This window comes from Cutibacterium nasicola, assembly GCF_051303185.1.
Lineage (GTDB): Bacteria > Actinomycetota > Actinomycetes > Propionibacteriales > Propionibacteriaceae > Cutibacterium.
On record NZ_JBPPGE010000001.1, the window covers coordinates 478258 to 492298 of the forward strand.

The 14041-nt window shown below is 62.8% G+C and carries 12 protein-coding genes; 6 read left to right on the top strand and 6 right to left on the bottom strand.

Translation table 11 applies throughout. The features are described 5' to 3' along the window. The first annotated feature begins 30 nt into the window (after positions 1–30). The 5 genes from ACSJJT_RS02265 to ACSJJT_RS02285 all read left to right on the top strand — a co-directional run bounded on the left by ACSJJT_RS02265 (position 31) and on the right by ACSJJT_RS02285 (position 7249). Complete coding sequence (locus tag ACSJJT_RS02265) at positions 31–1248, top strand: UDP-N-acetylglucosamine pyrophosphorylase (RefSeq protein WP_435916735.1); 1218 nt, start codon at positions 31–33, stop codon at positions 1246–1248. Between the two features lie 61 nt (positions 1249–1309). Further along, positions 1310–3481 (top strand): RecQ family ATP-dependent DNA helicase, encoded by a 2172-nt coding sequence (locus ACSJJT_RS02270; protein ID WP_435916736.1) that lies wholly within the window; start codon positions 1310–1312, stop codon positions 3479–3481. Between the two features lie 203 nt (positions 3482–3684). Further along, positions 3685–4086, top strand: a complete 402-nt coding sequence (locus ACSJJT_RS02275) for a DoxX family protein (protein ID WP_435916737.1) — start codon at positions 3685–3687, stop codon at positions 4084–4086. Positions 4087–4267: 181 nt separating this feature from the next. Further along, a complete protein-coding gene (locus ACSJJT_RS02280) occupies positions 4268–6175 on the top strand; it encodes a PTS mannitol transporter subunit IICBA (RefSeq protein ID WP_435916738.1) in 1908 nt (635 codons plus the stop codon). A gap of 27 nt (positions 6176–6202) precedes the next feature. Continuing rightward, positions 6203–7249, top strand: a complete 1047-nt coding sequence (locus ACSJJT_RS02285) for a zinc-dependent dehydrogenase (RefSeq protein WP_435916739.1) — start codon at positions 6203–6205, stop codon at positions 7247–7249. Between the two features lie 18 nt (positions 7250–7267). Here the strand turns inward: ACSJJT_RS02285 and ACSJJT_RS02290 are convergent, their stop codons facing one another. Genes ACSJJT_RS02290 through hrcA form a run of 3 tightly spaced genes read right to left on the bottom strand, consistent with a single transcriptional unit; the run spans position 7268 to position 10203 of the window. After that, on the bottom strand, positions 7268–8008 hold the full coding sequence (locus tag ACSJJT_RS02290) for a 16S rRNA (uracil(1498)-N(3))-methyltransferase (protein WP_435916740.1): 741 nt from the start codon (positions 8006–8008) through the stop codon (positions 7268–7270). Further along, on the bottom strand, positions 8005–9180 hold the full coding sequence (dnaJ, locus tag ACSJJT_RS02295; protein ID WP_435916741.1) for a molecular chaperone DnaJ: 1176 nt from the start codon (positions 9178–9180) through the stop codon (positions 8005–8007). The genes ACSJJT_RS02290 and dnaJ overlap by 4 nt, the downstream gene beginning before the upstream one ends. Positions 9181–9183: 3 nt before the next feature. Beyond that, a complete protein-coding gene (hrcA, locus tag ACSJJT_RS02300) occupies positions 9184–10203 on the bottom strand; it encodes a heat-inducible transcriptional repressor HrcA (RefSeq protein WP_435916742.1) in 1020 nt (339 codons plus the stop codon). A gap of 137 nt (positions 10204–10340) precedes the next feature. Here hrcA and ACSJJT_RS02305 point away from each other — a divergent pair, with 137 nt between their 5' ends. Further along, positions 10341–11069, top strand: a complete 729-nt coding sequence (locus tag ACSJJT_RS02305; RefSeq protein WP_435916743.1) for an MBL fold metallo-hydrolase — start codon at positions 10341–10343, stop codon at positions 11067–11069. Here the strand turns inward: ACSJJT_RS02305 and ACSJJT_RS02310 are convergent. From ACSJJT_RS02310 to hemW, 3 genes are all read right to left on the bottom strand, one after another. Further along, complete coding sequence (locus tag ACSJJT_RS02310) at positions 11039–11800, bottom strand: inositol monophosphatase family protein (RefSeq protein ID WP_435916744.1); 762 nt, start codon at positions 11798–11800, stop codon at positions 11039–11041. The two genes, ACSJJT_RS02305 and ACSJJT_RS02310, sit on opposite strands and share 31 nt — an antisense overlap. Further along, positions 11797–12675 carry a DUF3097 domain-containing protein gene (locus ACSJJT_RS02315; RefSeq protein WP_435916745.1) on the bottom strand — a complete coding sequence of 293 codons (879 nt, stop codon included), beginning with the start codon at positions 12673–12675 and terminating at the stop codon, positions 11797–11799. Before ACSJJT_RS02315 ends, ACSJJT_RS02310 begins: the two co-directional genes overlap by 4 nt. A gap of 84 nt (positions 12676–12759) precedes the next feature. Continuing rightward, positions 12760–13938 carry a radical SAM family heme chaperone HemW gene (hemW, locus tag ACSJJT_RS02320; RefSeq protein WP_435916746.1) on the bottom strand — a complete coding sequence of 393 codons (1179 nt, stop codon included), beginning with the start codon at positions 13936–13938 and terminating at the stop codon, positions 12760–12762. Positions 13939–14041 lie beyond the last annotated feature (103 nt).

Consider the following 14041-nt stretch of genomic DNA (forward strand, 5'->3'; position numbering starts at 1 on the left):
GGTACGAACCGCCACCCGAAAGGACCATCGATGGACGTCAACTCCCCTGCGCTGCAACCGCGTGGCCTGGAGAAAGTGGCCACGCTCATCGACAAGGGGGTGCGCATCCCCAATCCGTTGACCGTCGACATTGACGACGACGTCGACGTCGACAACATCAGCGGTGACGGTGTCGTCATTGGCCCCGGATGTCGGATTCGTGGCCGTCGCACGGTCATCTCCGCCGGGTGTGTGCTCGGCGATGAAGCACCCATGACGATCCAGGACTGCCAGCTCGGCACCGGGGTCAAGCTCAAGGGCGGCTTCGCCCAGGACGCCGTCTTCTTGGCTGGTTCGAACATGGGGTCGGGAGCCCACGTCCGAGCGGGCACGATTCTCGAGGAGGAAGCCGGCGGGGCTCACACTGTCGGCCTCAAACAGACCGTCCTCATGCCCTTCGTCACCTTGGGCAGTCTCATCAATTTCTGCGACGTTCTCATGACCGGTGGCACCTCGCGTTCCAACCATTCCGAGGTCGGTTCCTCATATATTCACTTCAACTTCACTCCCGACGGCGACAAGACGACGGCATCCCTCTTCGGTGACGTCCCGCATGGGGTGTTGCTCAATCAGCACCCGATCTTCCTCGGCGGTCAGGGCGGGACGGTCGGGCCGGTGGTGACCGGATTCGGAACAGTGGTCGGGGCTGGGTCTATCCTTCGTGACGACATCACTGACGACGACCAGCTCGTCCTCACTCCTCCGCCCGCCGGTAGGCAGCGTCCGGTGACCCCGGCCAGCTACGCCAAGCTCGATCGCATCATCGCTCATAACGTCACTTATCTGGGCAACCTTTCTGCTCTACAAGCCTGGTACCACCAGATTCGTCGTCTCTTCATGTCCCGTGACCGCCTCTCAGGACTGGTCTGGCAAGGCGCTCTCGACAACCTCACCTCAGCACGAAAGGAGCGAGTCAAGCGGCTCAAGTCCCTCATCGGCAAGGTTCAGCCGACCGATGCCGGGCGTGCTCAGCTGGTCGAGAATGGTGAGGCATTCCTCACGTCCCTCAACGCGGTAGACTCCCCCGCCCCAGCGGAGGTTGTACGCCGCTGCGGCGCGGCTGCCAATGCTGGTGCCGAATACCTCGACGTTGTCCAAGCTCTCGACGAGACCGCCCGAGACCAGGTCGTCGCATGGCTGACGGGAGTCGTCACTGCCCAGCAAGACCAGGCACAAGCAGCCATTGAGCACCTACCTCTGCCGTTCTGACAACGCTGTTCTCCTGTTGCGCCGGAGCTGTCCCACGAAACTGTCATGCGTCCCGGAAAGAATGACGACAGAAGGAGGGGCCATGACGGCAGACACCGAAGCAGTACAGAATACACAGAATTTGCGAGCCCAAGGACTGGCCATCCTTCGCCGTCTCGTCGGTCGCGACGATGCTGATTTCCACCCCGGACAGTGGGAGGCCATCGAAGCTCTCGTCGCCCATCATCGTCGAGCGCTCGTCGTCCAGCGCACCGGCTGGGGAAAGTCGGCGGTTTACTTTGTCGCCACCCTGCTTCAGCGTGCCACGGGTTCAGGGCCAACCCTCATCGTCTCCCCTCTCATCGCTCTTATGCGCGATCAAGTGGCTTCCGCGACACGGGCCGGAGTGCGGGCGGCAGCGATCTCGTCGGCGAATGCCACCGAATGGGCCGAGATCATCCGCCGCCTCGACACCGACGATCTCGATGTCCTCTTGATATCCCCCGAGCGCCTCGTCAATCCCACATTCGCCAGTCGGCAACTGCCCGAGTTGGTGCGGAGAATGGGCATGCTGGTTATTGACGAGGCCCATTGCATCTCAGACTGGGGACACGACTTTCGTCCTGATTATCGACGCATTCGCACACTGGTCTCCGCCTTGTCGCTCACGATCCCCGTACTCGCAACGACGGCAACCGCGAATTCCCGTGTGGTCCAGGATGTGGCCGAGCAGATTGCCCCCAGCGCTGATGATGTGTTCATCCTGCGTGGGCCACTAGCCCGGGCATCATTACGACTCGGGGTCCTCAATTTGTCTGATTCTTCCAGCCGGCTCGGTTGGCTCGTCCAGCACCTCGGTGAGCTCCCCGGGTCGGGAATCATCTACTGCTTGACGGTGCCAACGGCCGAAGATACCGCCCGCGCCCTGGCCATGGCCGGTCACAATGTGAAGGCATACACCGGACGCACCGATGCCGAAGCACGGGGCGAGCTTGAGGAAGCGCTGCGCAATAATCAGGTCAAGGCCTTGGTGGCAACAAGTGCCCTAGGCATGGGCTTCGACAAGCCAGACCTCGGTTTCGTCGTGCACCTGGGAGCACCGAGCTCCCCGATTGCGTATTACCAGCAGGTAGGGCGTGCTGGTCGCGCCACCGACAACGCCGATGTCTTGTTGCTTCCCGGCCCAGAGGATCCCGACATCTGGAGCTACTTCGCCACCGCTTCGATGCCGACCCAGGAACGCGCCGATGGCGTACTCGCAGCACTAGCCGGCGGCCAAGTGCTGTCCATCCCGGCGCTGGAGACGCGAGTCAACATGAGGCGTGGCCAGTTGGGTTTACTGCTGAAGGTCATGGCCGTTGACGGCTCGGTTACGAAAGTTCGAGATGGGTGGCAGGCCACTGGCAAGCCGTGGACGCTCGATACTGAACGTTACGAGCGTATCTTCCTGTCACGTCTTGGGGAGCAGCAGGCCATGCTCGCCTATGAGCGCTCACAGACCTGTCGTATGGCCTTTCTCACTGGGCAGCTTGACGATCCGTTGACGGCCCCATGTGGACGCTGCGACGTTTGCGCTGGGCAGTGGTACCCAACCGGCGTCGATCCGTCAGCCTCTGAAACGGCCATTGAGTCCCTGCGGAGGGTGGGGGTACCGGTAGAGCCACGCACCACCTGGCCATCGGGGATGGAGGCTCTCCAGGTTGGGCTGAAAGGGCGTATCCCTGCCGACGAAATTGCTGAAGAGGGTCGGGGCATTGCCAGGCTCACCGATCTTGGTTGGGGAGAGGCACTGCGCACGCTACTGCGCTCCGACGCCGATGGGGTCCCCATCGATGCCGAGATCACCTCGGCGTTGGCACAGGCGTGCTTACAGGTGTTGGCTGAATGGGACTGGGAGCAGCGCCCAGCCGCGGTCGTGCGCGTCCCGTCACTTACCCGTCCGCGTCTCATTGATTCACTGGCTTCGGGGATCGCCCGGGTTGGCCAGCTGCAAGACCTTGGCTGGCTCGATCTGGCGGACGGAGCTACCCGCCTTCAGTCATCCACCAACTCGGCCTACCGACTCCGTGACGTCCATGACCGCTTTGGTGTCGGGCCGGAACTGATGTCTCGACTATCCCATCTTGGCGGGGCATCGGTCCTCCTTGTCGACGACGTCATCTCTAGCCGATGGACTATGACAGTCGCTGCACGATCGTTGCGACGAGCTGGAGCCGGGCACGTCCTTCCACTGGCTCTCGCCCTGTCTGCTTGACCCTCGTCTCCGCCGCCGCGACCGAATGTTGCCCCCATCGAGGTGTCACGGACGTGAAACGGCAACCCGACGTGAGCTCGACGGTCGAGAGCGGGTTCACGTCACCTACACGCGAACGTCACCGCACCAACAAGCCCCTCACGGCGCACGGCGAGCCGTCATGAGCCACGATAGAAGTAGCGTCAACCTAATCAGGAGGATCAATGTCTTTTGCCAAATTCACCGCCCGTGCCCTGCTGTCGACCATCTTCGTCACCGGCGGCCTTGGGGAATTCAAGAATGCCGATCAGCTTTCCGGGGCCGTCAACGAACGGCTCGCCAAGCTCCCGGGGTCGACCCGCTCCCAGATCCCTGAGGTCGATTCTGAGTTGCTGGTCAAGATCAATGGAGGCACCATGCTGACCGCTGGTTCCTTGCTGGCCCTCGGCATCAAGCCGCGCCTGGCCGCCACCATTCTGGCCGCCCAGCTCGTCCCGGTCACCGCTGCTGGACACGCTTTCTGGGAGAAGGAAGGCGCCGAGAAGCAAGGCGACCAGATCCAGTTCTTCAAGAATCTTGGCCTTGTTGGCGGCCTACTCGCTGTCGCCCTTGATGGCGCCAAGTAATCTCTCGCCCCAACGACGCATACGGGGTCGGACAGATGGCATCTGTCCGACCCCGTTGTTTTTCACCCCGGAAAACCAACACAACGCAACTCCTTGACAACATACACAAACAGATTCAGACTTGTTCACAGATCAATGAGGATCCTGCCGACGATCGGCAGACGAGCACACTGGAGTTGCGATGTCACTACCCGACGCGACGGTCAACAAGGACCTGCAGGGGCACGGCGTACGTGCCTCCGTCCAACGCTTCGGCGGCTTCCTGGCCGGCATGATCATGCCGAATATCGGCGCCTTCATTGCCTGGGGCCTGCTCACGGCTCTCTTCATCGAAACAGGGTGGGCCCCCAACGCGGCCCTCGCCAAGCTCGTCGATCCAACGCTGACCTATCTGCTACCCGTCCTCATCGGCTACACCGGTGGAAAGATCGTCAATGGGACCCGCGGCGGGGTCATCGGCGCGATCGCCACGATGGGCGTCGTCGTCGGCGCCGACATTACGATGTTCCTGGGCGCCATGGTGATGGGCCCGCTTGCCGCATGGCTCCTCAAGCAAGTCGACAAGCTGCTCGAGGGCCGAGTCCATTCCGGATTCGAGATGCTCGTCGACAACTTCGAGGTCGGCATCCTCGGTATGATCCTCGCGATCATTGGACATCTGGGCGTCGAACCTATCGTGTCGACTCTCATGGATTGGATGGCAGCTGGGGTCGGTTTCCTCGTCCACCACAGCTTGCTTCCGCTCGCGTCTGTCCTCGTCGAACCGGCAAAGGTGCTCTTCCTCAACAACGCCGTCAATCATGGTATCTTCACTCCGCTCGGCACCCAGGAGGCTCACACCACCGGGCGTTCAATCCTCTTCATGGTTGAGTCGAATCCCGGTCCCGGATTCGGGCTACTGCTCGCCTACCAATTCTTTGGTTCCCGCCAGATCCGTCAATCCACTCCCGGTGCCATCATCATCCACCTCTTCGGCGGCATCCACGAGATCTTCTTCCCATACGTGCTCATGAAGCCCAAGACGATCCTTGCCACCATTGCTGGTGCCACGAGTGGTCTGGCCGTTGGCATCGCGCTTCATGCCGGCCTCGTCGCTCCAGCCTCCCCAGGATCGATCATCGCGTGGTTCCTGATGTGTCAGCCTGGTCACTATCTGGCCATGATTGCTGACTTCCTCGTCGCAACCGCTGTCTCCTTCATCGTGGCAATGCTGCTCATTCGCACGGATCACGACAAGGACGACGCAGCCGTCGAAGCTGCAGACCACAATGCCACGAGCACTGCTGCCGCGCCCCACGCCGAGGCTCCGCTGACTGACGTTTCCAAGGTCGTCATCGCCTGTGACGCTGGCATGGGCTCGTCGGTGATGGTCGCATCTGCCATGAAGAAGAGGTTGTCCCCTTACGGGGTTGAGGTCGCGCACACAGCAGTCGATCACATCCCCGCAGATGCATCCCTCATCCTCACCCAGGAAGGACTCGTCGACCGCGCCCACAAGCGTGTGCCCGGTGCCCGCATCGTGCCTTTTAGGAACTACATGAACGATCCGGCTTTCGACCAGGTCGAGGCCGAGGTTCGCGCTGCACATGATGGAACCAAGCCTGTCGACGAGGCACTCCCCCACTCGTCGACTACCAACACCACCACTCGCGTGGCCACCAGCGTATTGCCTCGTGACGCCATCCGTTTGGGACAGCGCGCTGCCAGCAAGGAGGAAGCCATCACCATGGCTGGCCAGGTGCTCGTTGATGAAGGTGCCGCAGACGAGGTCTACGTCAAGGGCATGCTCGCCCGGGAACATGAGATTTCCACCTATATGGGCGAGGGGATTGCGATCCCCCACGGTGTCAATGAGGTCCGCACTCACATCAGTAAGGCCACCCTGGGATTCCTCCAATTCCCCGAGGGAGTTGACTGGGACGGGAACACGTGCACCATCGTTATTCCCATCGCGTCGTCCAGCGACGAGCACCTCGACATCATGACGGCCCTCGCAAGAGTCTTGTCCAATCCCGACACCGCTCGACACCTTCGTGAGGCGATGTCCGCCGACCAGGTCCTTGACCTTCTCGGCTCTCAGCAGGCATAACCACCGGATCACAGAAAGGCACACATCATGAAGGCATTGAGGTTCCACGCCCCCGAGGATGTTCGACTGGAGGACGTCCCCGAACCGGAGTGCAAACCCGACGAGATTAAGATCAAGGTTCGCAACTGCTCCACCTGTGGCACTGACGTCAAGATCCTCCACAATGGCCACCAGAACATCACCGGCGTTACGACGATGGGCCACGAGGTTGCCGGTGAGATCGTTGAGATCGGCTCCGAGGCGGCTGGGGACTGGAAGATCGGGGACAGAGTCCAGTCGATCGCGGCCGTCCCATGCGGGGAGTGCCACGAGTGTCGCAAGGGGTGGATGCAGGTCTGTCAGAACCAGACCAGCGTCGGCTACCAGTACGACGGCGGATTCGCCGAATACATGATCGTCCCGCCCCAGGTGCTCAAGGTGGACGGCCTCAATCGGGTCCCCGACGCCGTCGATTTTGACGAAGCGAGCGCTGCTGAGCCCTTCGCGTGCGCCATCAATGCCCAGGAACAGCTCGGTATCGACGACGGTGATGTCGTCGTCATCTTCGGCGCCGGACCGATTGGGTGTATGCACACCCGCATTGCGCGTGGCGTGCATAAGGCCGGCACCATCGTCATGGTCGACATCAACGCCGAGCGCCTCGCGATGTCCGCCGCTGCCGTCAAACCTGACATCACTATCGACGCCTCTCAAGCCGATGCCGTTGCTAAGGTCATGGAGCTTACGAACGGTCGCGGTGCCGACGTCATCATTACCGCAACCCCGGCCAACATCACCCAGGAGCAGGCCTTGGCCATGGCCGCCCGCAATGGCCGTATCTCATTCTTCGGCGGGCTGCCGAAGGCGAATCCGACGATCACGTGCGACTCGAACCTGGTCCACTACCGTCAGCTCCATATTCATGGCGCCAACGGCTCGGCCCCCGAGCACAACAAGCGTGCCCTGCAGTACATCGCGTCGGGGCAGGTGCCGGTCAAGGACCTCATTACGCGCCATGTGAAGCTTGACGACGTCATGACAGTCTTCGACATCGTCGCGAAGGGCGAGGCCATCAAAGTAACGGTCGAGCCCTGATCCCAACCCACGACGTTCTCAACGGCAGGCGGTGAGGTTGGCCATGGCCCGCAACTGGGCTAAGCCAACCACGCCGGCGGTCGAAGTTCTCAACACCCCATCCGATACCGTCACAGGGCATGCACCAGCCGCGACGAGAGCGTCCACTTCTTGGTCGGTGATGCCCCCCTCTGGGCCGACAATGAAGATCACCTCACCGAATGCCGGCAATTCCTGATGCACCAGTGGTTCGGTGGCCGACTCATGCAAAATATAAGCGGCTTCGGCACTGCGAATCCGCTCAACAACCTCACGAGTCTGCGCCAATTCTACCTGCGGTATACGAAAACGTCGAGACTGTTTGGTGGCCTCTCGGGCAGCCGCCTGCCATCTCGCGACACCCTTGGTCTGCTTGTCGCCCTTCCAGCGCACAATGCTCCGATCTGCCTGCCAGGCCAAGATCTCGTGAACTCCCATCTCGGTGAGGGTCGCCACCGCGAGCTCGGCACGGTCTGATTTCGGCAAGGCCTGGACGGCAACCCAGCGGTGGGCAGTGACAGGTGCCTCAAACACCTCGATCACCTTGACGCTCACGGACGCCTTCGTCACCTCGACGGCAGGTCCGCGCACCGCATGGCCCTCACCGTCGGTAACGAGGACGGTCTCCCCCACCCGAATGCGGCGCACCGAACCAGCATGGTGCCCTTCCGCCCCGGTGATCTCGACCACCGACTCGAGGGTGGCCCCAGCAATCTTTCCGAGGAAGCAGGCGTCGCTCATCCGCCGAAGGCTTCCTTGATGCGGGAGAACATGCCGCGTCCACCCGACTTCTCGACGGACGCCGACACCTTGGTCTCTCCGCGGGCCTCGGCCAGCTGGCACAGCAGGTCCTTCTGGTGGGAGTCGAGCTTGGTCGGGGTCTGAACGATGAAGGTGACGCCTAGGTCACCGCGTCCACCACGCCGCAGCCGCGGCACTCCACGCTCGGACACGACGATGCGGGTTCCCGACTGGGTTCCTGCCGGCACCTCGACGTTGACCGACTTCTCGGACTCCTCGAAGTCCTCGCGATCGGCCTCCAGGGTGTGCACCGCGACATTGGTTCCCAGTGCAGCCGCGGTCATCGGGATCGTGACGACCATCTCGAGGTTGTCTCCCTCGCGGGTGAAGACCTCGTGCGGGCTGACCGTCATCTCGATGTACAGGTCTCCGGCCGGGCCGCCACCGGGCCCCACCTCTCCCTGGGAATCCAGGTGGATCCGGTTGCCGTCAGCAACTCCGGCAGGGATCTTGACGTTGATGGTGCGGGTGGTGCGCACCCGCCCCTCACCGGAGCACTCCTGGCACGGATCGGGGATCACCGTGCCGTAGCCACGACAGGTCGGGCAGGGCTGGCTCGTGCGAATGTCACCAAGGAGGGACCGCTGCACCGTGATGACCTCGCCGCGCCCTTGGCAGGTGTGGCAGGTCACCGGCTCCGAGCCGGACTGTGCTCCCTTACCTTGACACTTCGGACACACCACCGCGGTGTCGACGTCCAGCGGTTTGGTGACGCCGAACACCGCCTCAGCCAAGCTCAGGCGCATCCGCACCAAGGCGTCCTGGCCGCGTCGGGTCCGGGAGCGGGGCCCACGTCCGCCACCGCCGAAGGAGGTTCCGCCACCGAACATGGCGTCCACGAGGTTGGTGAAGTCGAATCCGGCAGTGCTGAATCCGCCCTCGCCGAATCCACCCATGCGGGCGTTCGGGTCTCCGCCACGGTCGAAGACGGCGCGCTTCTGCGGGTCCTGGAGCACCTCATAGGCTTCCTGGACCTTCTTGAACTCGTCCTCCGATCCCGGCCCAGCGACATCGGGGTGAAGTTTCATGGCCTTGCGGCGATAAGCCTTCTTGATCTCGTCGGCGCTCGCATCACGGGAAACGCCAAGAATCTCGTAGTAGTCGTTGCTCAAGAATCATCCTTCTGCCAGGAACCGGCCCACATAGCGGGCCACGGCTCGCACAGCTGCCATGGTTGAGGGGTAGTCCATTCGGGTGGGCCCGACGACGCCAAGACCCGACAAGGCGTCCTCAGGACCATAGGTGCTCGCCACCAGCGAGGTCGATTGGAAGGGCACATCAGTGTTCTCAGCGCCAATACGCACCGTGATTTCGCCAGCCTCCCCCGCAGTCGCCTCGCCGAGCAGTCGCATCAGGACAACCTGCTCCTCAAGGGCTTCCAGGACGGGACGCACCGTCGTCTCCCACTGTGCACCGAACGCGGTGAGATTGGGAACTCCAGCAACGACCACCCGGGCGGACGGGTCAATGGCGAGGATCTCGACAATGGCGGCGATCACCGAGGCCGCTTGTCGGCCTTCGCCCGGCCCCAGATCTTCCACGAGCCGAGTAAGGGAGTCGGCCGCCTCAGTAACTGTCAATCCGACGAGAGACTCATTCAGCCGGGTGCGAAGAACGGCGAGATTCTCCTCGTCATGACCAGGAAGCTCGACAACCTGCTGTTCCACCGATCCCGACGACATGATGAGCACGATGAGAACGCGGTCGGTCGACAAGCTCACCAATTCGAGGTGACGGATCGTCGCCGTCGTCGCCACCGGGTACTGCATGATGGCGACCTGGTGGGTGATCTGGGCGAGCAGTCGCACCGTGCGACGCACGATATCGTCGAGGTCGACAGCTCCGGTCATGAAGGCCCGGATGGCTCGACGCTCAGGCTCGGACAGCGGTTTGAGGGTGGCAATCCGGTCGACGAAGAGGCGATACCCCTTGTCAGTCGGAATACGACCGGCGCTGGTGTGGGGGTGGGTGATGTACCCCTCCTCCTCCAGCACGGCCATGTCATTGCGCACGGTTGCCGGGGACACTCGAAGTCCGTGACGTTCCACCAATGCCTTGGAACCCACCGGCTCCTTGCTGGAGACGAAATCGGTGACGATGGCCTTGAGCACGTCGAGCTTGCGGTCGTCGAGCACAATCCCTCCTCACGCGATCCCGTCGGCTACGAGTCCCACTTTGGCACTCTCAGGTGCCGAGTGCCACCTTATCGCGTTCGCCCGTAGTGCTTCGGTCTCTCTCGCTGGTAGCACATTCCCGTGCCACACTGGTGGCCATGTCGACGAACCCCGAGACTCCCCAGTGGTCCGCTCTCACTGCCCGGGTGTGGACGACCGTCGTCGAATCGGAAACCGTCACCTGCGGACTGGTCGCCGGCGACGATCACGTCCTCCTCATCGACACCGGGTCGACTCCCGAGCAGGGACACGCCCTGGCGATGTCGGCGGCACGCATGCTGGGTCGTCCGGTTGATCGGGTCGTCGTCACCCACCACCACTATGACCACAGCGGCGGGCTTCCCGGAATTGACGGGGTTGAGGCCTGGATGCACGAGGCCGCCCTGGCCCACTGTCCTGGTCTCGACGTCGATCACCCCATCTCACTGATGGCCTATGTCGATCTGGGTGGGATCGGCGCTGAGGTCATCCATCCCGGCCCGGCCCACACCGACGGGGACCTCGTCGTCATCATCTGCGACGAGAGGGTGACCTTCGTCGGAGACCTGGTGGAGACCGCTGGCCAGCCACAGTCCGACGAGACGACCGACCTCCGGGGCTGGCCGCGAGCCATCGACTCGGTCATCACCGGTACTGGTGGTGCAGGCATCTACGTGCCTGGCCACGGGCACCCCGTTGACGCCACCGCCGTCATGACACAGAGGGGTGAGCTCGCCGCGAGGATCCCCGTCGACATCCCGCTCACCCCGGTGGGCCGGCACATTCCCCCCAGCTGGCCTGCCGCCAGTCCGACACATCAGCGCAACAGTTCAGCAATCACCCGGTAGGCCTCTTCGTCGGCTGCGACGACGAGTCTCCCCGACATCTCGCGAGGCCCGTACTCGGCCCCGTCCACGGTGCGAACGACTCCGCCGAGCTCGCGCACCATGAGGGCACCAGGCAGGTGATCCCACGGGTAGGAGTGCTGATAGACGGTGACGTCGTTCTCCCCCAGGCAGATCAGGGGGTAGTCGACCGCACAGCACCACTTCGACATCAGCCACTTCACCTGTGGGGAGCCGACCTTGTAGGCCTCGTGGGTGGTCGCGGCACGAATCGGGGTGCGGGCCCCTCCCCGGGTCACCGCCTCACCGTCACAGGTGACCCCGGCACCCTGCTCGGAGCACCACATGTGACCGTGCTGAGGCTGCCAGATCCAGGCCCTCACCGTTTCTCCACGCTTGAGCTGAGCGAGCATGACCCCGTGGTCCACCGACCCGTGGACGAAATTCTTCGTACCGTCGATGGGATCAATGACCCAAGCCAGGTCAGCGTCCGGGACGGCATCAAGGATGGTCGGGTCGGCGAAGGCTGATTCCTCCCCGACGACGACCCCGCCGGCGTGCTCGGTCAACGCCGCACCAAGCGCCTTCTCAGCCTGGCGATCGGCGTCGGTGACGAAGTCTCCGGGCTTCTTCTGGTGGATCTGGTGATCCTGGAGCGACCGGAACCGCGGATCAACGATCCTGGCGCTGACGTCCCGGATGAGGTCGCAGACCGTCTCGACGTCGATGCTCATGCCATCTCCTCATCTTCCAACTCGTCGACGTGGTCGCAGGTGACGAAGTCGATGAGTTTCTCCATCTCGGTGTTGAACCGTGGATCCAGGTCGTGCCAGTCACGCACTCTGCTCAGCATGGCCTGCCAGGCCTTGCCGACATCAGACTGGGTGGAGTGTGGCACACCGAGGCGTTTCAGGGTGCCGAGCTTGAAATCCTCGTCCATCGGGACCTCCGGCCACTCTTGACGACCGATCCGCTCGGGCTTGATGGCCTGCCAGATGTCGATGAAGCGATGTCCGGTGATCATGACGTACTCGCCATATCCGCCACGTCGCACCTCGTCCGCCACGCGAGATTCTTTGGTCCCGGCGACAAGGTGGTCGACGAGAACTCCCAGTCGATGCCCTGGACCTGGCTTGAACTCGGCGACGATCCCGACCAGGTCATCCATGCCGCCCATGTATTCCACGACGACCCCGACATGACGCAGGTCGTCTCCCCAGATCTTCTCGACGAGTTCGGCGTCGTGGCGCCCCTCGACATAGATGCGGCTGGGAAGGGCAACGCGAGCAGGCTCAGCATCTCCGGCGATGGACCCCGACGCGGTGTGCGTGCTGCTCGCACTGCCTTGACGAGGGGGAATACACAGATTGACGGGCTTGCCATCCACCCAGAAACCCGGACCGATGGGGAAGGACTTGCGCTTGCCCATGCGATCCTCGAGCACGACCAGACCGTTCTGCCACGCGACGACGGCCCCGACGTACCCGCTCGACGGATCCTCGACAACCATGTCGAGTTCCAACGGCATGTCGACGCTCTTCTTCATGTGAGAGGTGCGCCAGCCGCTTGCGAGGACGTCGTGGGAGTACCGGTCGATCACAGTAGCCACTGTATTGCCACGCATGACCATGCCGACAAGCCGCGCATCACCAGCTGAAACAACGCACTCGGCATGAGCATCCGCACTATGACCTCACACCAGCAGATCGGTGATGATCCGATCGGCCACCATTCGCCCGGACAGATTGAGCATCAGGCGACCGTTCTGGATCGCCCCGAGCCCTTGCTCCTCGACGTGGTAGGCCCGGTGACGTTCCACCTCCGTCAGCTGGGACAACGGCAACCCGTCAACCAGACGCAGCCGCAACAGCACCGTCTCCTCGTGGCGCTGCCGCGCATTGAGGACCTCGTGGTCCTCAACAGGTAGACGACCCTCGGTCAGCCTGCTCCGGTACGTGGCCGGATGCTTGACGTTCCACCATCTCGTCCCGTTCACGTGCGAGTGGGCTCCAGGACCAATTCCCCACCAGTCATGTCCCAGCCAGTACGCCATGTTGTGGCGACACCGGTGGTCATGACCGTCGCGGGCTCGGCCCCAGTTCGACACCTCGTAGTTGACGTAACCGGCTTCAGTGAGGACCTTCTCGGCGATGAGGTACTTGTCGGCAAGGTCGTCCTCATCGGTCATCGGCAGTTCACCACGCCGGATGCGCGCTGCCAGCCTGGTGCCCTCCTCGACGATGAGGGAGTAGGCGGAAATGTGATCGGGCTCAGCCTCCAGCGCGGCGCCGAGAGTGCGTCGCCAGGAGCCGAGGTCCTCGCCGGGAGCACCGAAGATGAGATCGAGGCTGACGTCGTCGAATCCCACCTGACGGGCCAGCTTCGCCATCTTCACGGCATGACCAGGACGGTGACGACGATCCAGAATCGTCAGGACGGCCTCGTCGGAGGACTGCATCCCCATGGACAACCGGTTGATCCCGGCTTCGAGCAGCCCGGAGAGCACGTCCTCGTCAAGGGTTTCCGGGTTGGCCTCCGTGGTGATCTCGGCGGCATCGTCGACCCCCCACACGGTACGAACGTGATCGACGAGCTCCCCCAGTTGACCTGGGGCGAGCATCGTCGGAGTGCCTCCCCCGAAGAAGATGGTCGACGCCTCCGGACGCCGTCCCAACGTCTGCCCAGCAAGGTCCAACTCGCGATGAGCCGCCTCCAGGTAGCTGGAGATGGCGTCGTGGTCCATGGCTGAGAGGACATAAGTGTTGAAGTCGCAGTACCCACACCGGGAGGCGCAGAACGGAACGTGCAGATAGATGCTCCACGGTCCGTCGGTCGGACTAAGTTGCGGCCGGTCGCCATCTGCGTGCGTCATGATCCTCCTGGGTCACAAGGTACGAATGTCGCTCCTGGATGATGCCACCTGAGTCAGTTACGGCTGGGCCACGACAGGTCACAGCTATTCGGATGGCGAACAC